At 56.8% G+C, this 17,780-nt stretch carries 15 protein-coding genes; 8 read left to right on the top strand and 7 right to left on the bottom strand.

Annotated elements, in window-relative coordinates; all coding sequences use genetic code 11:
• Position 1 precedes the first annotated feature (1 nt).
• Both CE153_RS04940 and CE153_RS04935 read left to right on the top strand, forming a co-directional pair.
• Positions 2-3,103 (top strand): glycosyltransferase family 2 protein, encoded by a 3,102-nt coding sequence (locus CE153_RS04940; RefSeq protein WP_099595529.1) that lies wholly within the window; start codon positions 2-4, stop codon positions 3,101-3,103.
• Entirely contained in the window at positions 3,100-4,632 is a 1,533-nt protein-coding gene (locus CE153_RS04935; RefSeq protein WP_099595371.1) for a DUF5719 family protein, read from the top strand. The genes CE153_RS04940 and CE153_RS04935 overlap by 4 nt, the downstream gene beginning before the upstream one ends.
• Here the strand turns inward: CE153_RS04935 and CE153_RS04930 are convergent, their stop codons facing one another.
• The gene (locus tag CE153_RS04930; RefSeq protein WP_099570695.1) at positions 4,633-5,061 is read right to left on the bottom strand and encodes a metallopeptidase family protein; all 429 of its coding nucleotides are present in this window, start codon (positions 5,059-5,061) and stop codon (positions 4,633-4,635) included.
• A 76-nt stretch (positions 5,062-5,137) separates the two neighbouring features.
• Here CE153_RS04930 and CE153_RS04925 point away from each other — a divergent pair, with 76 nt between their 5' ends.
• Positions 5,138-5,944 carry an HAD-IIB family hydrolase gene (locus CE153_RS04925; RefSeq protein WP_099595370.1) on the top strand — a complete coding sequence of 269 codons (807 nt, stop codon included), beginning with the start codon at positions 5,138-5,140 and terminating at the stop codon, positions 5,942-5,944.
• A 407-nt stretch (positions 5,945-6,351) separates the two neighbouring features.
• Entirely contained in the window at positions 6,352-6,699 is a 348-nt protein-coding gene (locus CE153_RS09005; RefSeq protein WP_236824470.1) for a ComF family protein, read from the top strand.
• Positions 6,700-6,712: 13 nt separating this feature from the next.
• Here the strand turns inward: CE153_RS09005 and CE153_RS04915 are convergent, their stop codons facing one another.
• The 3 genes from CE153_RS04915 to glgB are packed head-to-tail and all read right to left on the bottom strand — an operon-like array spanning position 6,713 to position 10,823.
• Entirely contained in the window at positions 6,713-7,789 is a 1,077-nt protein-coding gene (locus CE153_RS04915) for a sensor histidine kinase (RefSeq protein ID WP_099570692.1), read from the bottom strand.
• Between the two features lie 34 nt (positions 7,790-7,823).
• Positions 7,824-8,552, bottom strand: a complete 729-nt coding sequence (locus tag CE153_RS04910; protein ID WP_099570691.1) for a response regulator transcription factor — start codon at positions 8,550-8,552, stop codon at positions 7,824-7,826.
• Between the two features lie 15 nt (positions 8,553-8,567).
• Complete coding sequence (glgB, locus tag CE153_RS04905) at positions 8,568-10,823, bottom strand: 1,4-alpha-glucan branching protein GlgB (protein ID WP_099595368.1); 2,256 nt, start codon at positions 10,821-10,823, stop codon at positions 8,568-8,570.
• A gap of 137 nt (positions 10,824-10,960) precedes the next feature.
• On the opposite strand from glgB, the gene CE153_RS04900 reads away from it, so the two are divergent.
• Together CE153_RS04900 and ispF are read left to right on the top strand one after the other, a co-directional pair.
• Positions 10,961-11,557 (top strand): CarD family transcriptional regulator, encoded by a 597-nt coding sequence (locus tag CE153_RS04900; protein ID WP_099595367.1) that lies wholly within the window; start codon positions 10,961-10,963, stop codon positions 11,555-11,557.
• 9 nt (positions 11,558-11,566) lie between these two features.
• On the top strand, positions 11,567-12,061 hold the full coding sequence (ispF, locus tag CE153_RS04895; RefSeq protein ID WP_099595366.1) for a 2-C-methyl-D-erythritol 2,4-cyclodiphosphate synthase: 495 nt from the start codon (positions 11,567-11,569) through the stop codon (positions 12,059-12,061).
• A 24-nt stretch (positions 12,062-12,085) separates the two neighbouring features.
• Here the strand turns inward: ispF and CE153_RS04890 are convergent, their stop codons facing one another.
• The 3 genes from CE153_RS04890 to CE153_RS04880 all read right to left on the bottom strand — a co-directional run bounded on the left by CE153_RS04890 (position 12,086) and on the right by CE153_RS04880 (position 15,092).
• Positions 12,086-12,922, bottom strand: coding sequence for a metal ABC transporter permease (locus CE153_RS04890; protein ID WP_099595365.1), 837 nt, complete (start codon positions 12,920-12,922; stop codon positions 12,086-12,088).
• 2 nt (positions 12,923-12,924) lie between these two features.
• Positions 12,925-13,818, bottom strand: coding sequence for an ABC transporter ATP-binding protein (locus tag CE153_RS04885; RefSeq protein WP_099595364.1), 894 nt, complete (start codon positions 13,816-13,818; stop codon positions 12,925-12,927).
• A gap of 188 nt (positions 13,819-14,006) precedes the next feature.
• Positions 14,007-15,092 carry a metal ABC transporter solute-binding protein, Zn/Mn family gene (locus CE153_RS04880; protein WP_099570685.1) on the bottom strand — a complete coding sequence of 362 codons (1,086 nt, stop codon included), beginning with the start codon at positions 15,090-15,092 and terminating at the stop codon, positions 14,007-14,009.
• A gap of 140 nt (positions 15,093-15,232) precedes the next feature.
• Between CE153_RS04880 and CE153_RS04875 the strand changes: the two genes are divergently transcribed.
• Entirely contained in the window at positions 15,233-16,108 is an 876-nt protein-coding gene (locus tag CE153_RS04875) for a bifunctional methylenetetrahydrofolate dehydrogenase/methenyltetrahydrofolate cyclohydrolase (RefSeq protein ID WP_099570684.1), read from the top strand.
• Positions 16,109-16,272: 164 nt separating this feature from the next.
• Entirely contained in the window at positions 16,273-17,748 is a 1,476-nt protein-coding gene (gene rpsA / locus CE153_RS04870; RefSeq protein WP_003835223.1) for a 30S ribosomal protein S1, read from the top strand.
• Positions 17,749-17,780: the final 32 nt, after the last annotated feature.

The raw sequence follows: 17,780 nt of genomic DNA, 5'->3' as shown, positions 1-17,780 counted from the left end.
TATGAATTCTAATGCCAGCAGCGATATTCAGGGAATCGTGACCGATATGCTTAACAGCAGGCCGTACTCCCACCGGCAGGATGCCGATCCGTCCGTGGCTGCGGTGATTACCGCGCAAAGCGATTTACGCTTTTTCCCTTCCACCTTTGCGGCGGTGCTCGCACAGCGTGTGCTTCCGGGTACCATCATCGTTGCAGATTGCACTAATCAGGTAGAACAGCCCATGCAGATGACGTTTGACGTCATTCCGTCGCCGGCTGGCGTGCTTACGGAAGTTCCTGAAAGCAAAACCGTACGTGTCGTTCTGGTAGGGGTGAAAGGCGCGACGTCATTCACGAACGCCGTGTCTCGCGCGATACGGCAGATCGATCTTGACGCCCAGGTCAGCGCACTGTGGACTTTGCACGACGATTCCAGGCCGGCCGACGAGCTATGCCTCGAAGCATTGCTTGATGCTTGGAGAAACACGCCGACGGCGTCTTTGCTCGGCGCGAAACAGTTGGATTGGCAAGCGAAAAACCTGCATAACGTCGGTCTGTATGCGGGACACCACAATCTTGTGTCTTTGGTGGTGGATGGGGAACCCGATCAGGAACAGTATGATGGCCGGCAGGATGTGCTGGCAGTTTCGCTTTCCGGCGCGTTGGTTCCATTGGCTGCCTTGCGAACGTGGAAGGGCGCTGATTCCTGGTTTGGCACCTTCGCCGAATCCATGGATCTATGCCGGCGCATCTGCCTGGGTGGAGGTCGTGTGGTGGTGGTGCCACAGGCTCGGATTGCCCATAGAAGAGCACGGTTCGACGGCGTACGCTCCAAAAGTGGCCAGCCGGTCGAAGACGAGGATGGCCGCGTCGATCCATATCTTGCGAAGCGTGAGGCGAACACGAAATATGCGTACACGGATGTGCATCGTTCCTGGTGGCCTTTGCTGTGGATCTGGTCGATTATCAAGGCGCTGGGCTTGGCCGTGCTCTGCCTCACCCGTAAGCAGCCGTACCATGCCTGTTGCGAGCTGGCTTTGCCGTGGCGTTCACTGCTCTACCTGCCGGGCGCATGGCGTGCTCGCGCCAGGCTGCGCGAGCAAAGCAAGGTTTCTCTGAAATCACTGTCAGCATTGCAGGCGAGCCGTCAGCAAATCAAACAATGGAACGATCGCAGGCGGGCTTTCCTCGACCAGCATGGCACGGTGATTCTTAGCCCCCTCGCCAAAGCGCATCTGCGCAAAAGGCTGATGCGCAGGTGGGGATTTGCCCTCACTTCTGCGTTGATCGCGTTCGCTTGGATCGTCTTCCTGTATTGGAATGTGTTCCGTAGCGTGTGCTCCGGTGCATCGATGTATTCGCATACATTGCTGCCGACCGACGCAAGCTTTGCCCAGCTGGTCCGCGCCGCCACCACGTCGTGGGCGTATACCGCGGGAACCGGCGTCAGCGCGCCGAGTGCGCCATGGCTGTTGACGCTCATGGTGGTTTCCGTGTTCACTGCGGGGCATGTGGCGACCGCCGTCGCTGTGGTGTTTTTCCTGTCAGCGCCGTTGATGGTGCTGTCGTTCTGGGCTTTGGCTGGAATCTTCACCCGCTCTGACACGGTACGCTGCGTGACCGCATTGGCATGGTTCGCCATATCGTTGTCAATGAGCGTATATAACGATGCCGATGTGGCGATGATGACGGTTATGGTGTTCCTCCCCGGGGCTTTCGCGTTCTCTTTCCGAGCTGTGGGCATGTATCGAACGGAGGATTTGCTCAAGCCTCAGGCTTCCGTGCAGGCCGCCGCTCTTGCCGCGTTATGCTTCATTCCCGTTGTAGCCGCCGAACCGCAATTGTTGCTGCCGTTGATGTTGTCGTTCCTTGTGTTCCTTATGCTTGTGCGCTCCCATAGAACGACCCTGCTGTTGATTCCGCTGCCGGCTGCGTTCGTATGTGCGCCGACGTTGGTCAATGCGGTACGTTACGCGGGAGCTGGCACCTGGCGTCAGATTTTCGGTAGCGTGATGTTGCCGTCGTCGGCGCATGATGGGCGTCCGATGATCGCCAATCTTTCGGATATTGTTTCCCGCGCGTTCGGCGTTACCCTATCAGGCGAGGCATGGCAGTATGCGACTGTGGCGATATTGGCCTTGATTGTGCTTCTCGCCGCGGTGTCGCTGTTCCTGCCGTTTGTACTTCGTGCGTCGCGCATGATGTGGGTTGTGTCGATAGCAGGCTTGGCTACTTCGCTGCTTTCCGCTGCGGTTGTGGTTGCGGTCGACTCCGACGGAGCCGTGGCCGGTTCCGTGCTTCCAGGTGTTTCGTTCACGATGATGGGGTTGCTGTCTTGCGTGTGCATGGTCGCCGGCAGTGCGGTGCAAAGATTCGTCATGCTGTGGCAGCGGCCCGCCGGTAATGTTGAGATTGAAGGGCATGAATCCTCTGAGGGCATTATTGCCGGTCGTACCGTGCGAATCGTACTGGTTGTCTTGATCGCCGCATCTGTTGTGGCGAGTGCCGGTTTCGATTTCATCATGCGAGATCATGACACGGTCGCTGCCAGCGATTCGGGACTGCCTATCGTCGCTTCCGACTACCTTGCGCAGGATGAGGCGAGACGTGTGCTTGCCGTACGTGCGGATAGCACAGGTTCCATCAGCTACAGTGTGATGCGCACGCGTCGAGGTGATTTGATTGACGGTTCTCCGGCGCAGCGCGTCGAAGTGGCTTTCGGACGTTCCGATGATGCGAGCAAGGCGATTGCGAAGGATTGTGCTCAGCTATTGTCGAATGCTGATTCCGATGCCGTTGCCGATTTGAGTGAATTGGGATTCGGCGGCATATATGTGGTGCGTTCCGGTGATGACAAGGCGCAAAAGCAGATATTCGACCAGTTGAATTCTAATATCAGCGCTTCGGATGGTACGCAGAACGTTGTGAGCACCGATGCGGGGACGTACTATCGTCTTACCCTTCAAGACACAGCCAAGCAACATATCGACCGCAAGGGGTATCGCCAGGCGGAGTCGAGCGTTTGGCGCCAGGCATGGCTGTGGTGCATGGGGGTTGTTATTGCTGCGTACTGCTTGGTTGCGCTTCCGCGCATGAGGCGTCAGGGTCAGGAGGAAGCATGAGTAAGCATTCCCGTTCCAAAACGGTTTGGCGTGTGGTGCTGGCGGTTGCGTCGGTGCTGGTCATCGTCGCATTGGTGGCTGTGGCTGCGGTATATCGTCCGACATGGATTCATGCCGATTCGCCGGCGACGCAACGCTCGTCCGTGTCTCGTACGGTCAGCCCCCGCCAGCTGGAAACGTATTGCCCTGCACGAATGACGATTGCTGATACCGGTGCGTATGGTGACAGTGAATATCAGGCGTCCAACGGCAATATCGCATCGTCGGCGCGTTACACGGCATTCGGTGCGGTGTTCCGTTCCTCCGTAGGACTTTTTGGCGCTGATGAGACCACTTCGGCGTTGGTACTGAACAAGGATGATGAGGGATCGGACGATGATGTTTTTATTGCGTCTGGTACCGTCGATGACGGTTCCCAGTTGCAGGACACCCGTTTGTTGTCGGCTTCCGATGGAACGGGAGCGGCTTCCTCGATGATGTCTTGGGCCACTGATGGAGATTTGAAAGGCGTTTCCGCGGCTTCCTGCGTCACACCGGCTTTGAACCAGTCGTTGATGGTGCCGGGCACCAAAACAGGCATGACCCAGCAGCTGGTTGTGGCCAATCCTTCAGCCAAAGCCACGTCGGTGAACATCAAGGTCTGGGGATCCGACAAAGCCGGTGCCTTGGCGTTGTCTACAGGTTCGACGTTGATGGTGGGGGCGGGCAAGGAATCCATATTGAACCTTGCCGCGGCGGCTTCCGAACAGGACGCCCTGTATGTCACCGTGTCCAGTGCGGATACTCCGGTCGCTGCCGTGGTCCGCACGATCGCAATGGACGGTCTGACTTCGAAAGGTTCGGATTATGCGGTCCCCAACAATGCTTCAGCGAAGGCGCTGGCGATTAACGGATTGTCGGAAGGCGACGCCGTCAATCTGTATGTGTATCCGTCCCGGAAGTCCGACGTCACGGTATCTTGGACGGACGGAAAAGGAATGAAGAACACCAATCGGCAGACGCTTGAGGCGAATCGCGTTTCGGTCATCGACTTGGGTTCCGTTCCCGAATCGGCGACCGGCCTCACCATCAGCGCCACTGAGCCGGTAATGGCTGCTGCAAAAGTCACCAATGATGGAGATGGCGATCAGGCTGATTTCGCTTTGGTCAATGCTTCGGTGCCAATGAATGTCTCCGCCATGGCCGTCCCTGACCATGCCACGGCGCAAGTGAGCGTCACCAACACATCGGACGACGATCGCACGGCTACATTGACGTCATATAACGAGGCCGGCGGTATCGTGGATCAGAGTGACATCACCATCCAAGCCGGCGCCTCAACCACGGTCGAATTGGCGGATGTCAATGATGGAGACGTGGCCGCGGTCCGTCTCACCGATCCGAATCAATCCATGGTGTGGAACATCCGCGTAAGCCAGAAGGACGTTTCGGATGCAAAGCTGGCCGGAGTGTCCATTATCGGTGCAACTGATCTGAAGGAAGCCCGCGAACAGGTGTGGTCCAATCAGAACATGACCATCGTGCGCTGATCACATACCCCAATCCGGGTCGATCTCCTCAGGACGGCGCCCATACAGTTCCGCAAGACGCAGCACCACTTCGTCTCGAATCGCGAGCTGAAGATCCATGCGGCTGCGCGCATGCGACTGCAAAGGCATACGGTACAGCACTATGCGCGGCGGTATGCCATGCTCGGCAGGAAACGACTGCGACCCCAAATGTGGGGTGGCCTCCCAAGGCGCCGGGTCGGATGGTGGCACATCCTCGACAGCAAACTGCACCGGCGCCACCAGTTCCGGCCACGCATTGTTGAGCCTGCGAATCTGCGCAACCAGCATATCGTCGAACATGCCGCTTCGTGTGCGGTACCGTGGAAGTCTCGTGCCGAACATCGGCGTTCTCGTTCCACGACCATGACGATTCCTATACACGGTTGATTCCCAAGGCAATTGATACATGACCTCTACCATATCAGGGCTTTGCGTGAATATGCGATACCATATTGTTCATTGCACCGACATAGGAGGAACGATCATGACGGATATTTCCGTGCCCTGTTGGAATGACGTGAATATCGATGATCTGTGCGCTGGGGTACGACTTATCGCCTTCGATCTTGACAATACACTGGCAAGGTCAAAAAAACCGATGAAGGACGATATGGCCGAATGCTTCTCCGCATTGACGTCACTGATCGATGTCGCGGTGATCACCGGAGGCAAGTATGCGTTGCTGAAAAGCCAGGTGGTGGAACGGCTGACAGGGCAGGCAAACCGGGCGAATCTGCATCTTATGCCAACCAGCGGCACGCGATACTATCGTTGGGATGGTGCGAATTGGATGCAGATCTTCGCCCACGACCTCAGTGAAGAGGATCGTGCGAAAGCCTACGAATCGTTGGAACGTAATGCACGCGAGCAGAACATATGGCTCACCCATGTTTGGGGCGAGCGCATCGAAAACCGCGGCAGTCAGATTACGTTCTCCGCATTGGGGCAGCTTGCACCCATCGAGGCTAAGGAGGCATGGGATCCGACCAATGAGAAGAAAAATCGTTTGGCGCGGGCCGTTGCTGCCGATTTGCCGTATCTTGAGGTGCGTCCGGGTGGAGCCAGCAGTGTTGATATTTCCGCAAAAAACGTCGACAAGTCGTTTGCGGTCCGGGAATTGGCCGATATTCTTGGCATTGAAGTGGACCAGATCGTATTCGTAGGGGATCGTATGGATCCTGATGGCAATGATTACCCTGCGGCGCGGGCCGGCGCTAGGGCGGTGAAGGTCACCTGCCCAAACGATACCGTGAAGCTGTGTGGTGGAATCATCGCCAGTCTGTCACGGTAGAACCGGATGGAAGTCCGCGCATGGACTCAATGACGAGGGCATGTTCGCAGGTTATCGATCTGCTGTTTCCCAGAGGTTGTGCCGGCTGTGATAAGCCGGACGACGTGTTGTGCGAAGACTGCATGGCGTTGTTCTCTCATTCTTCCGCTCAGATCTTCGATGGCGTTGCGATGGGAAGCTGGTTTGCATGCGGATGGTACCGCGGCACCGTCAGAAAAGCGGTTCTCGCATGGAAGGACCATGGGGATGAGGAATGCGACCGGCCGTTTTCTGAAGCCATATGCAGACTTGCTGAAATATCTGGCGTCATTGATTTCATTCGTGGCAGGCAAAACTCCTACCGTGCCGTTTTCGTGGTTCCGGCACCGTCGTCGCGCGCTTCGATGCGGCGTCGAGGACGAAGGCACATGATGCCGATCGTCAAACGGCTGGCAAGTTTTCTTCGACGGAAAACAGGTTGCAAGGTGATGGTATGCGACGCCTTGGAAAACAAGGGCATCAAAGGAAAATCAGTGCAGACCAAGGGTGCGGCGCAGCGTTCGCAGCGCTTGAAAGGGCATGTTTCGGTGCGTTCTTCGGTTTCATTGCAGAATACGATGGTGATTTTGGTGGATGATATCGTTACGACCGGCGCGACCATGCGCAGTTGTGTCGAGACGATGCGGAAGAACGGTGCCACGGTTATTACCGTGCTCGCACTGGCGCACACTCCGGCGGGAAAGCGAGTGGACGAGTCAATGCAAGCACAGTATTGATCGCGGAAAATATTTATTCGTCATCCGAAGTATGATATTTCGGCAGGATGATTTCGAAATCGGCGCCGCGCGGATCGTCGACGACCATCACCGAGCCGCCATGCAATTGGGCGGCCCAACGTGCGATTGACAGTCCAAGGCCGGTTCCTCCCGATTCGGTGCCCGGTCCTGTTTTTCCCTTGACGAAACGACGGAAGATATCGGAACGGTCCTCTTGCGGAATCTGGGAGCCGAAATTGACGACATTCGTGACGATGGTGCCGAAATCCTTGTTTTCATGCGCTTCGATAAGCACTTTGGTGTTGTCTGCGGAATGTTTGAGCGCATTTGCGATGATATTGGTGAACAGTTGGCGCAAGCGGTCTTTGTCGCCTTCCATTTCGATATCGTCGGGCACATGCATTTCAATGTCGTGCGCATGCCCTGCGTCGGCGATTTCCAAAGGTTCCACGGTTTCATCGAGAAAATCCGCGAAATTGAACATTTCGATCCGCAGGCTTGCCGCACCGGCTTCCATGCGCGAAAGATCAAGCAGAAACGCGATCAGGTCGGATAAACGATGCGTTTGGTTGAGGATGCTTTCCAGATTCGAGGGAGTGGGCTCGACCACGCCATCCGCCATGTTCTCGACCATGGCCTGCAGTGCCGATACCGGCGTGCGTAATTCGTGGCTTACATTGGCCACCATATCTCGGCGCATCTGATCGGCATGCTGGAGTTCTTCCGCCATTTCGTTGAAGGTGAGGGCAAGCTGCCCGACTTCGTCGCGACTATTGGAATCGACATGCACGCGCACGGTGTAGTCGCCGTCGGCCATCGCTTCGGCCGCGTCGCGCATTTGGCGCAGGGGAGAGGTGAGACCTCTGGAGAAGAAGTAGGTGATGCCCAAAGCCACGGCAAGGGTAATTGGCATGGCAATCCATACGCTCAGGCCGACTTTGAGCAGAAACCACGCCATGATGAATGCGATGGCGGTGGAGATGGTGATAAGAACGCTCAATTCGACTTTGAGCGACGAAAACAAACCAATAGGACGTTCGGTTTCCAATGGATTGACCGAACGCCCTGATTTCGTATCGGTAGCACGCATACTACCGAATCTTAGCGCAATAGTTCCTCAAGCATTAGTCCTGGGGTTCCGGCGGTTCGAATGCGTAACCGACGCCATGCACGGTGCGAATGGTCTTCGAGCCGAGCTTGTGGCGGAGCGCCTTGACATGCGAGTCGACCGTGCGGGTGCCGGAGGCATCCACCCAATCCCACACCTCTTCGAGTAGTTTCTCGCGGGTGAGCACGGACTTTGGCTTGCGAGCCAGCGTGGCCAGCAGATCGAATTCCGTAGGAGTCAGATGCACCTGCTTGCCGTCGACGGTGACGATGCGTTGCGCCGGATCGATGACCAAGGAACCGAAATCGAGGAGCTTCTCGTTTTCGGAATTCTTGGCGATGACCTTGGCGCGATCCACACGGCGCAGCAGCGCCTTGCAGCGGGCGATGAGCTCGCGCATGGAGAACGGCTTGGTCATGTAATCATCGGCTCCGGCACCGAGGCCGATGACCTTATCGGCCTCGTCGTCTCGTGCCGTCAGGATCAGCACTGGCACAGGACGTTCCGCCACAATGCGTTTCGTGGCCTCAAGCCCGTCCATCACAGGCAGCATGATGTCCATGATGACCAGATCAGGACGCAGGGTCGTGGCGGCCTGAACCGCGCTGGCACCGTCAGATGCCACACGTGCCGTCCAGCCTTCCGCTGTGATGCGTTGCGCAATGGCAGTGGCCAGTGTCGGCTCGTCTTCGACCACCAGAACGGTGCGTGGAGTCGCTGTGGGTTGTGCTGATGAGTTGAGCATAGCTTTCCGCCTTTCTCAGAGTTCCGGCTTCAAGAATACTGCGCCCAGTGCCGGAACGGTGATCTTTGCGGACCAATCTCGTGAATGATACTCGCCTTCGACTGCTTCGACCGTGCCATTATGAATGCCGGAGCCGCCGTAGATCTCGTCGTCTGTGGTCAGCACTTCCGTCCACTTTCCGCCCTTGGTGAGCGGCACCTGATAGTCGGACCAGGCTTCGCCGGAGAAGTTCACGACTGCGACCATCTGCTCGCCATCCTTGCCGATACGCACGAAGCTGAGCGTGTTGTGGTCGGCGTCATCGCTGGTGAGCCACTGGAAGCCTGCAGGATCGAAATCCTGGCTCCACAATGCCGGCGATGTCTTGTACAGCTCGTTCAAGTCGGCGACAAGCTTCTGCACGCCTTGATGATCGGGCCATTCAAGGGCATCCCAGTCGATGGAGCCGTCGTGGTCCCACTCGCCATACTGGGCGATTTCATTGCCCATGAAGGTGAGGTTCTTGCCCGGATGAGCCCACTGGTAGGCGAACAGCGCACGGACGCCGGCATACTTCTGCCAATCGTTGCCTGGCATCTTGCCAAACACGGAACCCTTGCCGTACACAACCTCATCATGGCTGATCGGCAACACATAGTGTTCCGAATAGGCATACACCATGGAGAAGGTGATCTCGTTGTGGTGCCATTTGCGGTTGATCGGCTCCTCATGCAGGTACTGCAGGGTGTCGTGCATCCAGCCCATGTTCCACTTGAGGCCGAATCCCAAGCCGCCTGCGTCGGTCGGTGCGGTGATGCCCGGGTATGCCGTGGATTCCTCGGCGATCATCATGATGCCCGGATTGTTCTTGTATGCCGTGGCGTTGGCTTCTTTGAGGAAGTCGATGGCCTCGAGATTCTCGCGGCCTCCGTAGATGTTCGGATGCCACTGGCCGGCCTCGCGGCTGTAATCCAAGTACAGCATGGAGGAGACCGCGTCCACGCGGAGAGCGTCGATATGGAATTCATCCAGCCAGAAGCAGGCGTTGGCCACTAGGAAGTTGCGCACCTCGCGGCGCCCGAAATTGAACACGTACGTACCCCAATCCGGGTGCTCGCCACGCGTCGGATCCGGATCCTCGTACAGCGGCGTGCCATCGAAGCGACCCAGTGCGAACGCATCCTTCGGGAAGTGGGCCGGAACCCAGTCCATAATCACACCGATGCCGGCTTCGTGCAGTTTCTCAACGAGATACTTGAAGTCGTCCGGACCTCCCAAACGTGAATCAATCGCGTAGTAGCCGGTCACCTGATAGCCCCAGGAGCCAGAGAACGGATGCTCCGCCAACGGCATGAACTCCACGTGCGTGAAGCCTTCCTTCTGCACGTAGGGGACCAGCTTGTCGGCGAGCTCGCGGTAGTCGTTCACGTCCTTGCGCCAGCTGGAGGCATTTACCTCGTAGATGCTGACGGGGCCGTTATGCGGGTCTTTGGCCGCGCGCTCGGCCAGCCAATCGGCGTCATTCCACTCATGGGTGGACTCGACCACGATGGATCCGGTACGTGGCGGAATCTCATGGGAGCGTTCCATCGGATCGGCCTTCATGGTCCACTCATTGTTGGCGTTGAGGATCTCATACTTATAGATCTCGCCAGCGCTGATGCCCGGGATGAACAGTTCCCAGATACCAGAGGATCCGAGTTCACGCATGGCGTGGGCACGGCCATTCCAGCCGTTGAAGTCGCCGACCACACGCACTGCGTGGGCGTTCGGTGCCCACACGGTGAACGCGGTGCCGACCACCTGCTCGTTCTTTACGCCCTCGGAGGAACCCATCGGGTCGTCGTAGCGGAGCACGTGCGCGCCAAGCGCATCCCACAGGCGCTCGTGGCGTCCTTCGCCAAACAGATACATGTCCATCTCGCCGATGGTCGGCAGATAACGATAGGGATCGTCGGAAACAACAACGGAACCGTCTTCATATTCAGTGCGGATGCGGTAATCCGGTACGCCGTAGCCATCATCGGTGGCGACAGCGGGAACGAGTGCCATGAAGACGCCGTTGTATTCATGGATTGCGAGTGTTTGACCTTGTTCAGTGAGGATCGTCACGGATTTTGCCAACGGACGCAAGGCGCGGATCGTGACGACATCCGTGTGCTTGCCGGAGCCGAGGTGCCCACCGAGCACCTCGTGGGGATTGTAGAACGTACCGTTGCTTACTGCATCCAGTGTGCCCTGGGAAACAGGAACAGCAACGACATCTTCATTGATCTTGGATTCTGTAGCCATGGCAAAAGTGTAAGCATGAAATGCAAGAAAAGTGGCCCGTGTCGCGCTTATTTTTTGTTTTTTCAAGCGTTTTTGGTCAAGTCCACCCCTGATGGCACAATAATTTGGGTTTTGTGTAAGCTTTTCACGGAGGATTCATGGGTTACAAGGTCGGCGACATGGTCGTCTATCCGCGTCACGGCGCTGCGAAGGTGGAGGCCATCACCGAACGGACAGTCAAGGGAGTCACCCGCGAATATCTGCAGCTGTCGGTGCTTTCGTCTGACGGTCTGGTCATCAACGTTCCGGTCGACAATGCTAGGAAAGTTGGCGTGCGAGACATCGTTGACGCCAACGAAGTGGCCAAGGTATTCGAGATTCTGCGTACTCCGATCATTGAGAAGGAGATGAACTGGTCTCGTCGCTACAAGCTGAACGTCGAGAAGATCGCCACTGGCGACGTCAATAAGATCGCCGAAGTGGTGCGCGATCTTGCCCAACGTGATGTCGACGAGCATGGTCTGTCCGCAGGTGAGAAGCGCATGCTTACCAAGGCCCGCAACATTCTGACCTCGGAGATTTCCCTGTCTGAAAAGCTTGATGAAGTCGAAGCCCAGCGTCTGCTGGATGTGAACCTCGGATATGAGCCCGCTCAGCCTGGCGATGAGAAGCATCATACCGAGGCTCCTGAGGAAGCTGCTATGGATACGTTGGCTCGAGTTGAAGCCGAAGGCAAGAAGTCCAAGAAGAAGTAAGGCGTTTTCATGCGTATCGGTCAGGGTTTTGACGCGCATCGATTCGCATCCCGTGATGCAGGCAAGCCGTTGTGGCTTGCCTGTTTGCGTTGGGATGGCGATGGCATCGAGGGTGATTCGGATGGCGACGTTGCGGCACATGCGTTGATTGACGCATTGCTTTCCGCAGCACGCCTTGGCGATATCGGCACTTTGTTCGGTGTCGGCTCGCAGTCCGACGGCGCAGGCAAACATGGTGCCGAGATGCTGCGAACCACGGTCGACTATCTGAACGAACATGGCATGAGGCCGTCGAGCGCCAGTGTGGTCGTGATCGCCAATCGGCCGAAAATCGGCAAACGTAGGGAAGAGGCCGAGAGGGCGTTGTCCGAGGCTGTGGGCTGCGACGTGTCGTTAACCGCCACCACTGCGGATGGTATGGGATTCACTGGTTCCGGCGAAGGCATCGCCGCGATCGCCAATGCTTTGGTGGAACCGGTCGAGCCGGTAAGGCAGGAAGCCTGATGCTTTTTCCTTACGGCTGTTTCGTTATTTCCTTCTGAAGGATTCAACCGCTTTCGCAATCGCCCAGAACAGCGTTGAAATCGTTACGATAATGAAGCTTGGGGGAGCCGGGAACATGGCGGAAAGCACCAGTCCTCCCCAAATCGAAATCAGGCAGATTACCGTGGCAACGACCATCGCCTTGAATGGCGAGCGGGCAATGATGTTGGCGGTGGCGGCGGGAGTGATCACCAACGCGAAAATCAGCAATGTGCCAACTGCTGGAACTGCAATCGTGATGACGCCGGCCATAATCGCCATAAAACAGATATTCATAAAACCTACGGGCACGCCTTTCGCCTGCGCCACTTGCTCATCAAGCGAACTGAATAACAGTGGACGATAGATAACGGCCAGAACCGCCAACAGCAGCACATCGAAAATCGCAAAGCCAATGATCTGACCGTCGGTAATCGTCAGAATCGATCCGAACAAAATCGATTGCATCTGTTGTGAGGCCGAACTTGACATGCGTGCGAAAAACAAGCCAAGGCCGGTGGCGAAGGCGAGCACGGTTCCAGTGGCGATCTCACGCTGCGATGCTTTCTTGCCGAGCGCGCCGATCACCAGCGCTCCGCCGAGGGCGAACGCACCAAGACCTGCGGAGACAGGCAGACCGAGCAATACGGCTCCGGTGGCACCTGGCAGTCCGATATGCGCCAAGGCGTGGGCTGCGAATGTGGAATGTCTGGCAATGGTGAAATAACCCATCACGCCGGCCGCCAATGCGATGCACAGGCCGGCGATAAACGCGTTCGTCATGAATGGGGCGCTGAGCGTGGAAACCCAATCCGGGTCGAAAGCGAATACGGTGCCGTCCATGTTCAGTCCTCCTGCGTGGTGTGGCCGTGATGGTGGAATTGCGCGATTTCTTCTGGAGCATGCATATCGATGTTCGTGTTTTCAGGCTCATCCTCGCTTGGTGTCACGAACATATCTCCTTGCGGAGTGGTGACCACCTGTACGGTCGTGCCGTACAAATGCGTGAGCAGATGGGAATCCAGCACCTCGTTCATGCCTGCATAGTGCGGATGCCCGTCAAGCAGATAGACGGCTCCGGTAAGGATCGGCAGCAACATGTTGAGATCGTGCGCCACCACCTGAATGGTCATGCCGAGCTCGCGGTTGAGTTTGGCGAGCACGTGCACGGTGGCGCGTTGGCTTGCCAGATCGAGATTGGCGAGGGGCTCGTCGAGCATCAGCAGTTTTGGATCGTCCACGAGCGCCTGCGCGATGGCGACCCTTTGGCGCAGTCCGCCCGAAAGCTCGGACAGGCGGTAGTTTGCTTTGTCTTGCAGGCCGACGAAGTCCATGGCCTTGCGGGCCTTGTCTCGGAGTGCTTTGGTGACGGGATGGATGCCGAATTTGGTTCCCGTCAGGCCAAGGAGCACCGACTGTTCCGCGGTGATATTCGATTCGATGTCGGAAGCGTAGCTCTGCGGCACATAGCCGATGCGGCGGTTTGCGGAACCTGCAGGCTGACCGAGCACCCTGATGCTGCCGTGCGCGGTCGGAATCAGCCCCAGTTCGGCCTTCATCATCGTGGTCTTGCCGGCCCCGTTGGTGCCGACGATTGCGGTTACCGAGCCTTGCGGAATGCTGAACGTGCCATGTTGCCAGATGATGCGACCGCCTCGTTTGACGCAGGCGTCGTCGAATTCGATGCAGGCAGGTGTCTCGTCGTGCATGGCTTCTCCTTGGTTTGAACGCACGTACATACTCGCAAATGGTGTTGACAATCATTCTCAATAAGGGAGACGTGGGCCGGCATTCAAAGTGACTCGTTGAAGGAATCCCAAGACGGCGCCAGAAGCCTTCGTAAGCAAGAAAAAAGACCGTCTCACGTTCGATCGAACGGTGAAACGGTCTTTGAAGACGATATTGAAAGGAAGACGATATTAAAAGGTTATTTGCTTGGATTCGGCTGCGGGGCGTCGCTTGATTCACCATCCGATTCATTCGCCATTTGTGGATCGTCGGCAGCGGAGGAATCCGCAGGATCCTTCGAATCCGTGTTTTCCGAATCGTCGTTGGAACTGGTGTCGGAGTCGGATTGCTCGTCGAACATGTCGTTCAGTGAGAGGATGAGTGAGCTGATCCATGATGTCAGGCTTTTGCAGTCGGAAGGCATTTGTTCGCTGATGTCAAGTACGGGAACATCCGATTTATAAGCGGTGCCGGTCAGCGTGTTCGTGGCGTCGCTTGTGGATTGCGTGTTGTTGATAAGTACGTCGACCTTATGTTTTTCCAGCAATTCCTGGAATTCCCGAAGATCGTCAGGGGCTGGTTCAGAGCCTGTGCTTGCCGATTGCAGGTATCCTTCCGGCGTGTTGTCGGTGAACCCCATGTCGCTGAGTAGATAGTAGGCGACGGGTTCGGTGGCGGCATAGGAGGCGTCCTTATGCGTGTCGCTGAACGCCTTCATGTCCTTCTCTATTTTCTTTTCTCGTCTGTTCCACGCGGCGAGCTTGTTATTGAAATACTTCTTTTGCGTGGGCATGATACGGCTGTACGTGTCGGCCAATTCCTTGGCCATGGCGTTGCGGGCGTCGCTGGAGAACCACAGATGCGGATTGTCGCCCTCGATGGCGCCGACCATCTGTGCCGCGGAAACGGAAACGGTGTCTTTGCTGAGATTCTTGGTGGCCCAAGCGTCGTAGCCCGCGCCATTGGCCACCGCGACCTGCGCCTGTTGAAGCTTGCCGATGTCGTCGGTCTTCGGCTCGAAATCATGCGCGTCAACATCGGTCGAAGACAGGATCGACGTGACTTTCACGTGAACGCCGCCTATCTGCTCGGCGAGAGATCCCCACTGGTTGACCGAGGCAACCACCTCGATCGGCGTGATCTGTTCGGTCTGCGCATCGGAATCGACGGAAGCATCATCCTTCTGCGAAGAGGATCTTCCAAAGCATGCTGTCGTGCCGAACGTCATGCAAAGCGCGAGTCCCGCGGCAAAAGCGCGTAACAAAGAACGTCTGTGCAAGCGCATATCGGTTGCCCTCTTCCTGAACCGCCTTAATCGTGTTCATCTCATAAATACGTGTGCGACTTACGACTGAAACCAAGATAGCCTACGATACATGCAAATGCCAATACAACAGCAATCCAATAAAAAGGGGAGTGGCCAGCATGGCAGTGAAAATCGATGGAAAGATGGTGTCCGCGCGGATTAAAGCGAATCTCGCCGAACGCGTCGCGTCGTTGAAAGAGCGGGGGGTTGACCCCGGTCTTGGCACCATTCTGGTTGGTTCCGATCCCGGCTCCGTCAAATATGTTGCTGGAAAACATGCCGATTGCGCTGAAATCGGTGTGAACTCCATTAAGAAGGAGTTGCCCGCCGACGCAACGTTCGAACAGATCGCTGAAGCCGTGCAGGAACTTAACGCTGATCCTGCCTGCACGGGCTATATCGTGCAGCTGCCTTTGCCGAAAGGTATTGACGAAAACGCCATCATTGATCTGATCGACCCCAAGAAGGATGCGGATGGCATGCATCCGTACAATCTTGGCGAACTTGTGCTGCACGCGCGAGGAGACATTACCACGCCGCTGCCGTGTACTCCGCGAGGCGTGATCGAACTGCTGAATGCCTATGACATCGATTTGGACGGCAAAGAGGTCTGCGTGCTCGGTCGGGGCATCACCATCGGGCGTACGGTTGGTCTGATGCTGACACGCAAGGCGGTGAACTCCACGGTTACGCTGTGCCACACAGGCACCAAGGATGTGCGCAAGCATATGCTCGAGGCCGACGTCATTATTGCGGCCATGGGTTCCGCAGGCTTTGTTAAGCCGGAAGACATCAAGGAAGGTGCGGTGCTGGTCGATGTCGGCGTTTCCCGTGTGTTTGACGAGGAAGCCGGCCGCTATCGCGTGAAGGGCGATGTTGACAAAGCCTGCTACGAGAAGGTTTCGGCATATACGCCGAACCCGGGTGGTGTCGGACCTATGACCCGTGCCATGTTGTTGGAGAATGTGGTAGAGATGGCCGAGCGTCAGCTGTAATTGCGCTTTATGCACGATGCAAGCTGATTTCGGGCGTGTCGCGTGTTGTAGCACGTCTTTTTTGTGCATGGTCCCATGTAAACTTGCGCCTTGCATGTGTTATATCGCATGCATATAACTGAAGACCGATTTTATCCACCCACTATTTGTAAGAAACCAAATTAATGGCAGAGAACAATAACGAAGTCGCCAAGGTCGCCATCAACGACATCGGCACCGAAGAGGACTTCATCAAGGCAGTCGATTCCACCATCAAGAACTTCGGTGATGGTGATTTGGTCGAAGGTACCGTCGTCAAGGTCGATCACGACGAGGTCCTGCTCGACATCGGCTACAAGACTGAGGGCGTCATTCCCTCCCGTGAGCTTTCCATCAAGAAGGACGTTGATCCGGACGAAGTCGTCGAGGTCGGCGACACCATTGAGGCTCTTGTCGTCACCAAGGAAGACAAGGAAGGCCGTCTGATTCTGTCCAAGAAGCGTGCACAGTACGAGCGCGCTTGGGGCGACATCGAGAAGATCAAAGAAGCCGATGGCGTTGTCGAAGGCACCGTTATCGAAGCTGTCAAGGGTGGTCTCATCGTCGACATCGGTCTGCGTGGCTTCCTGCCGGCATCCCTGGTCGAAATGCGTCGCGTCCGCGACCTGTCCCCGTACATTGGCCAGACCATCAAGGCCAAGATCCTCGAGCTCGACAAGAACCGCAACAATGTGGTGCTCTCCCGTCGCCAGTACCTCGAGGAGACCCAGTCCGAAGTGCGTGAGACCTTCCTGTCCCAGCTTAAGAAGGGCCAGATTCGCGAAGGTGTCGTGTCCTCCATCGTCAACTTCGGTGCATTCGTTGATCTGGGCGGTGTTGACGGCCTGATCCACGTTTCCGAGTTGTCTTGGAAGCACATCGACCATCCGTCCGAGGTCGTCAAGGTCGGCGACAAGGTCACCGTCGAGGTGCTCGACGTTGATCTCGATCGTGAACGCATCTCCCTGTCCCTCAAGGCCACCCAGGAAGATCCGTGGCAGCGCTTCGCTCGCACCCACGTTCCTGGTCAGATTGTCAAGGGCAAGGTCACCAAGATCGTTCAGTTCGGTGTCTTCATCTCCGTCGAAGACGGCATCGAAGGCCTCGTGCACATCTCCGAGCTGGCCAACCGCCACGTGGAGAACCCGGAGACCGTCGTCAAGCCGGGCGAAGAAGTGTTCGTCAAGGTGATTGACGTTGATCTCGATCGTCGCCGCATCTCCCTGTCCCTCAAGCAGGCTAACGACTCCGTCGATCCGGCTTCCGAGGACTTCGATCCGGCTCTGTACGGCATGCCGGCAGAGTACGACGAGCAGGGCAACTACAAGTATCCGGAAGGCTTCGACCCGGCAACCAACGAGTGGATCGCTGGTTACGAGAAGCAGCGTGAGGAGTGGGAGTCCCAGTACGCCGCCGCTCACGATCTGTGGGAGCAGCACAAGGAATTTGTGGCCAAGGAGCTCGAGAACGCTGAAGCTTCCGCCGCTGAAGATGGCCAGGCTCCGAAGGAAGAGAAGGTCGAAGAGGTGTCTTCCAACTACTCCTCCGAGAACACTTCCGCCGGCACCCTCGCCGACTCCGACCAGCTCGCCGCTCTGCGCGACCAGCTGCTCGGCAAGTGATTGTATGCTGAGCTAGAATCCAATCCAGCTCA

This window comes from Bifidobacterium sp. N4G05, assembly GCF_002742445.1.
In the GTDB taxonomy this organism is placed as follows: domain Bacteria; phylum Actinomycetota; class Actinomycetes; order Actinomycetales; family Bifidobacteriaceae; genus Bifidobacterium; species Bifidobacterium hominis.
This window is presented reverse-complemented; position numbering and strand designations above follow the sequence as displayed.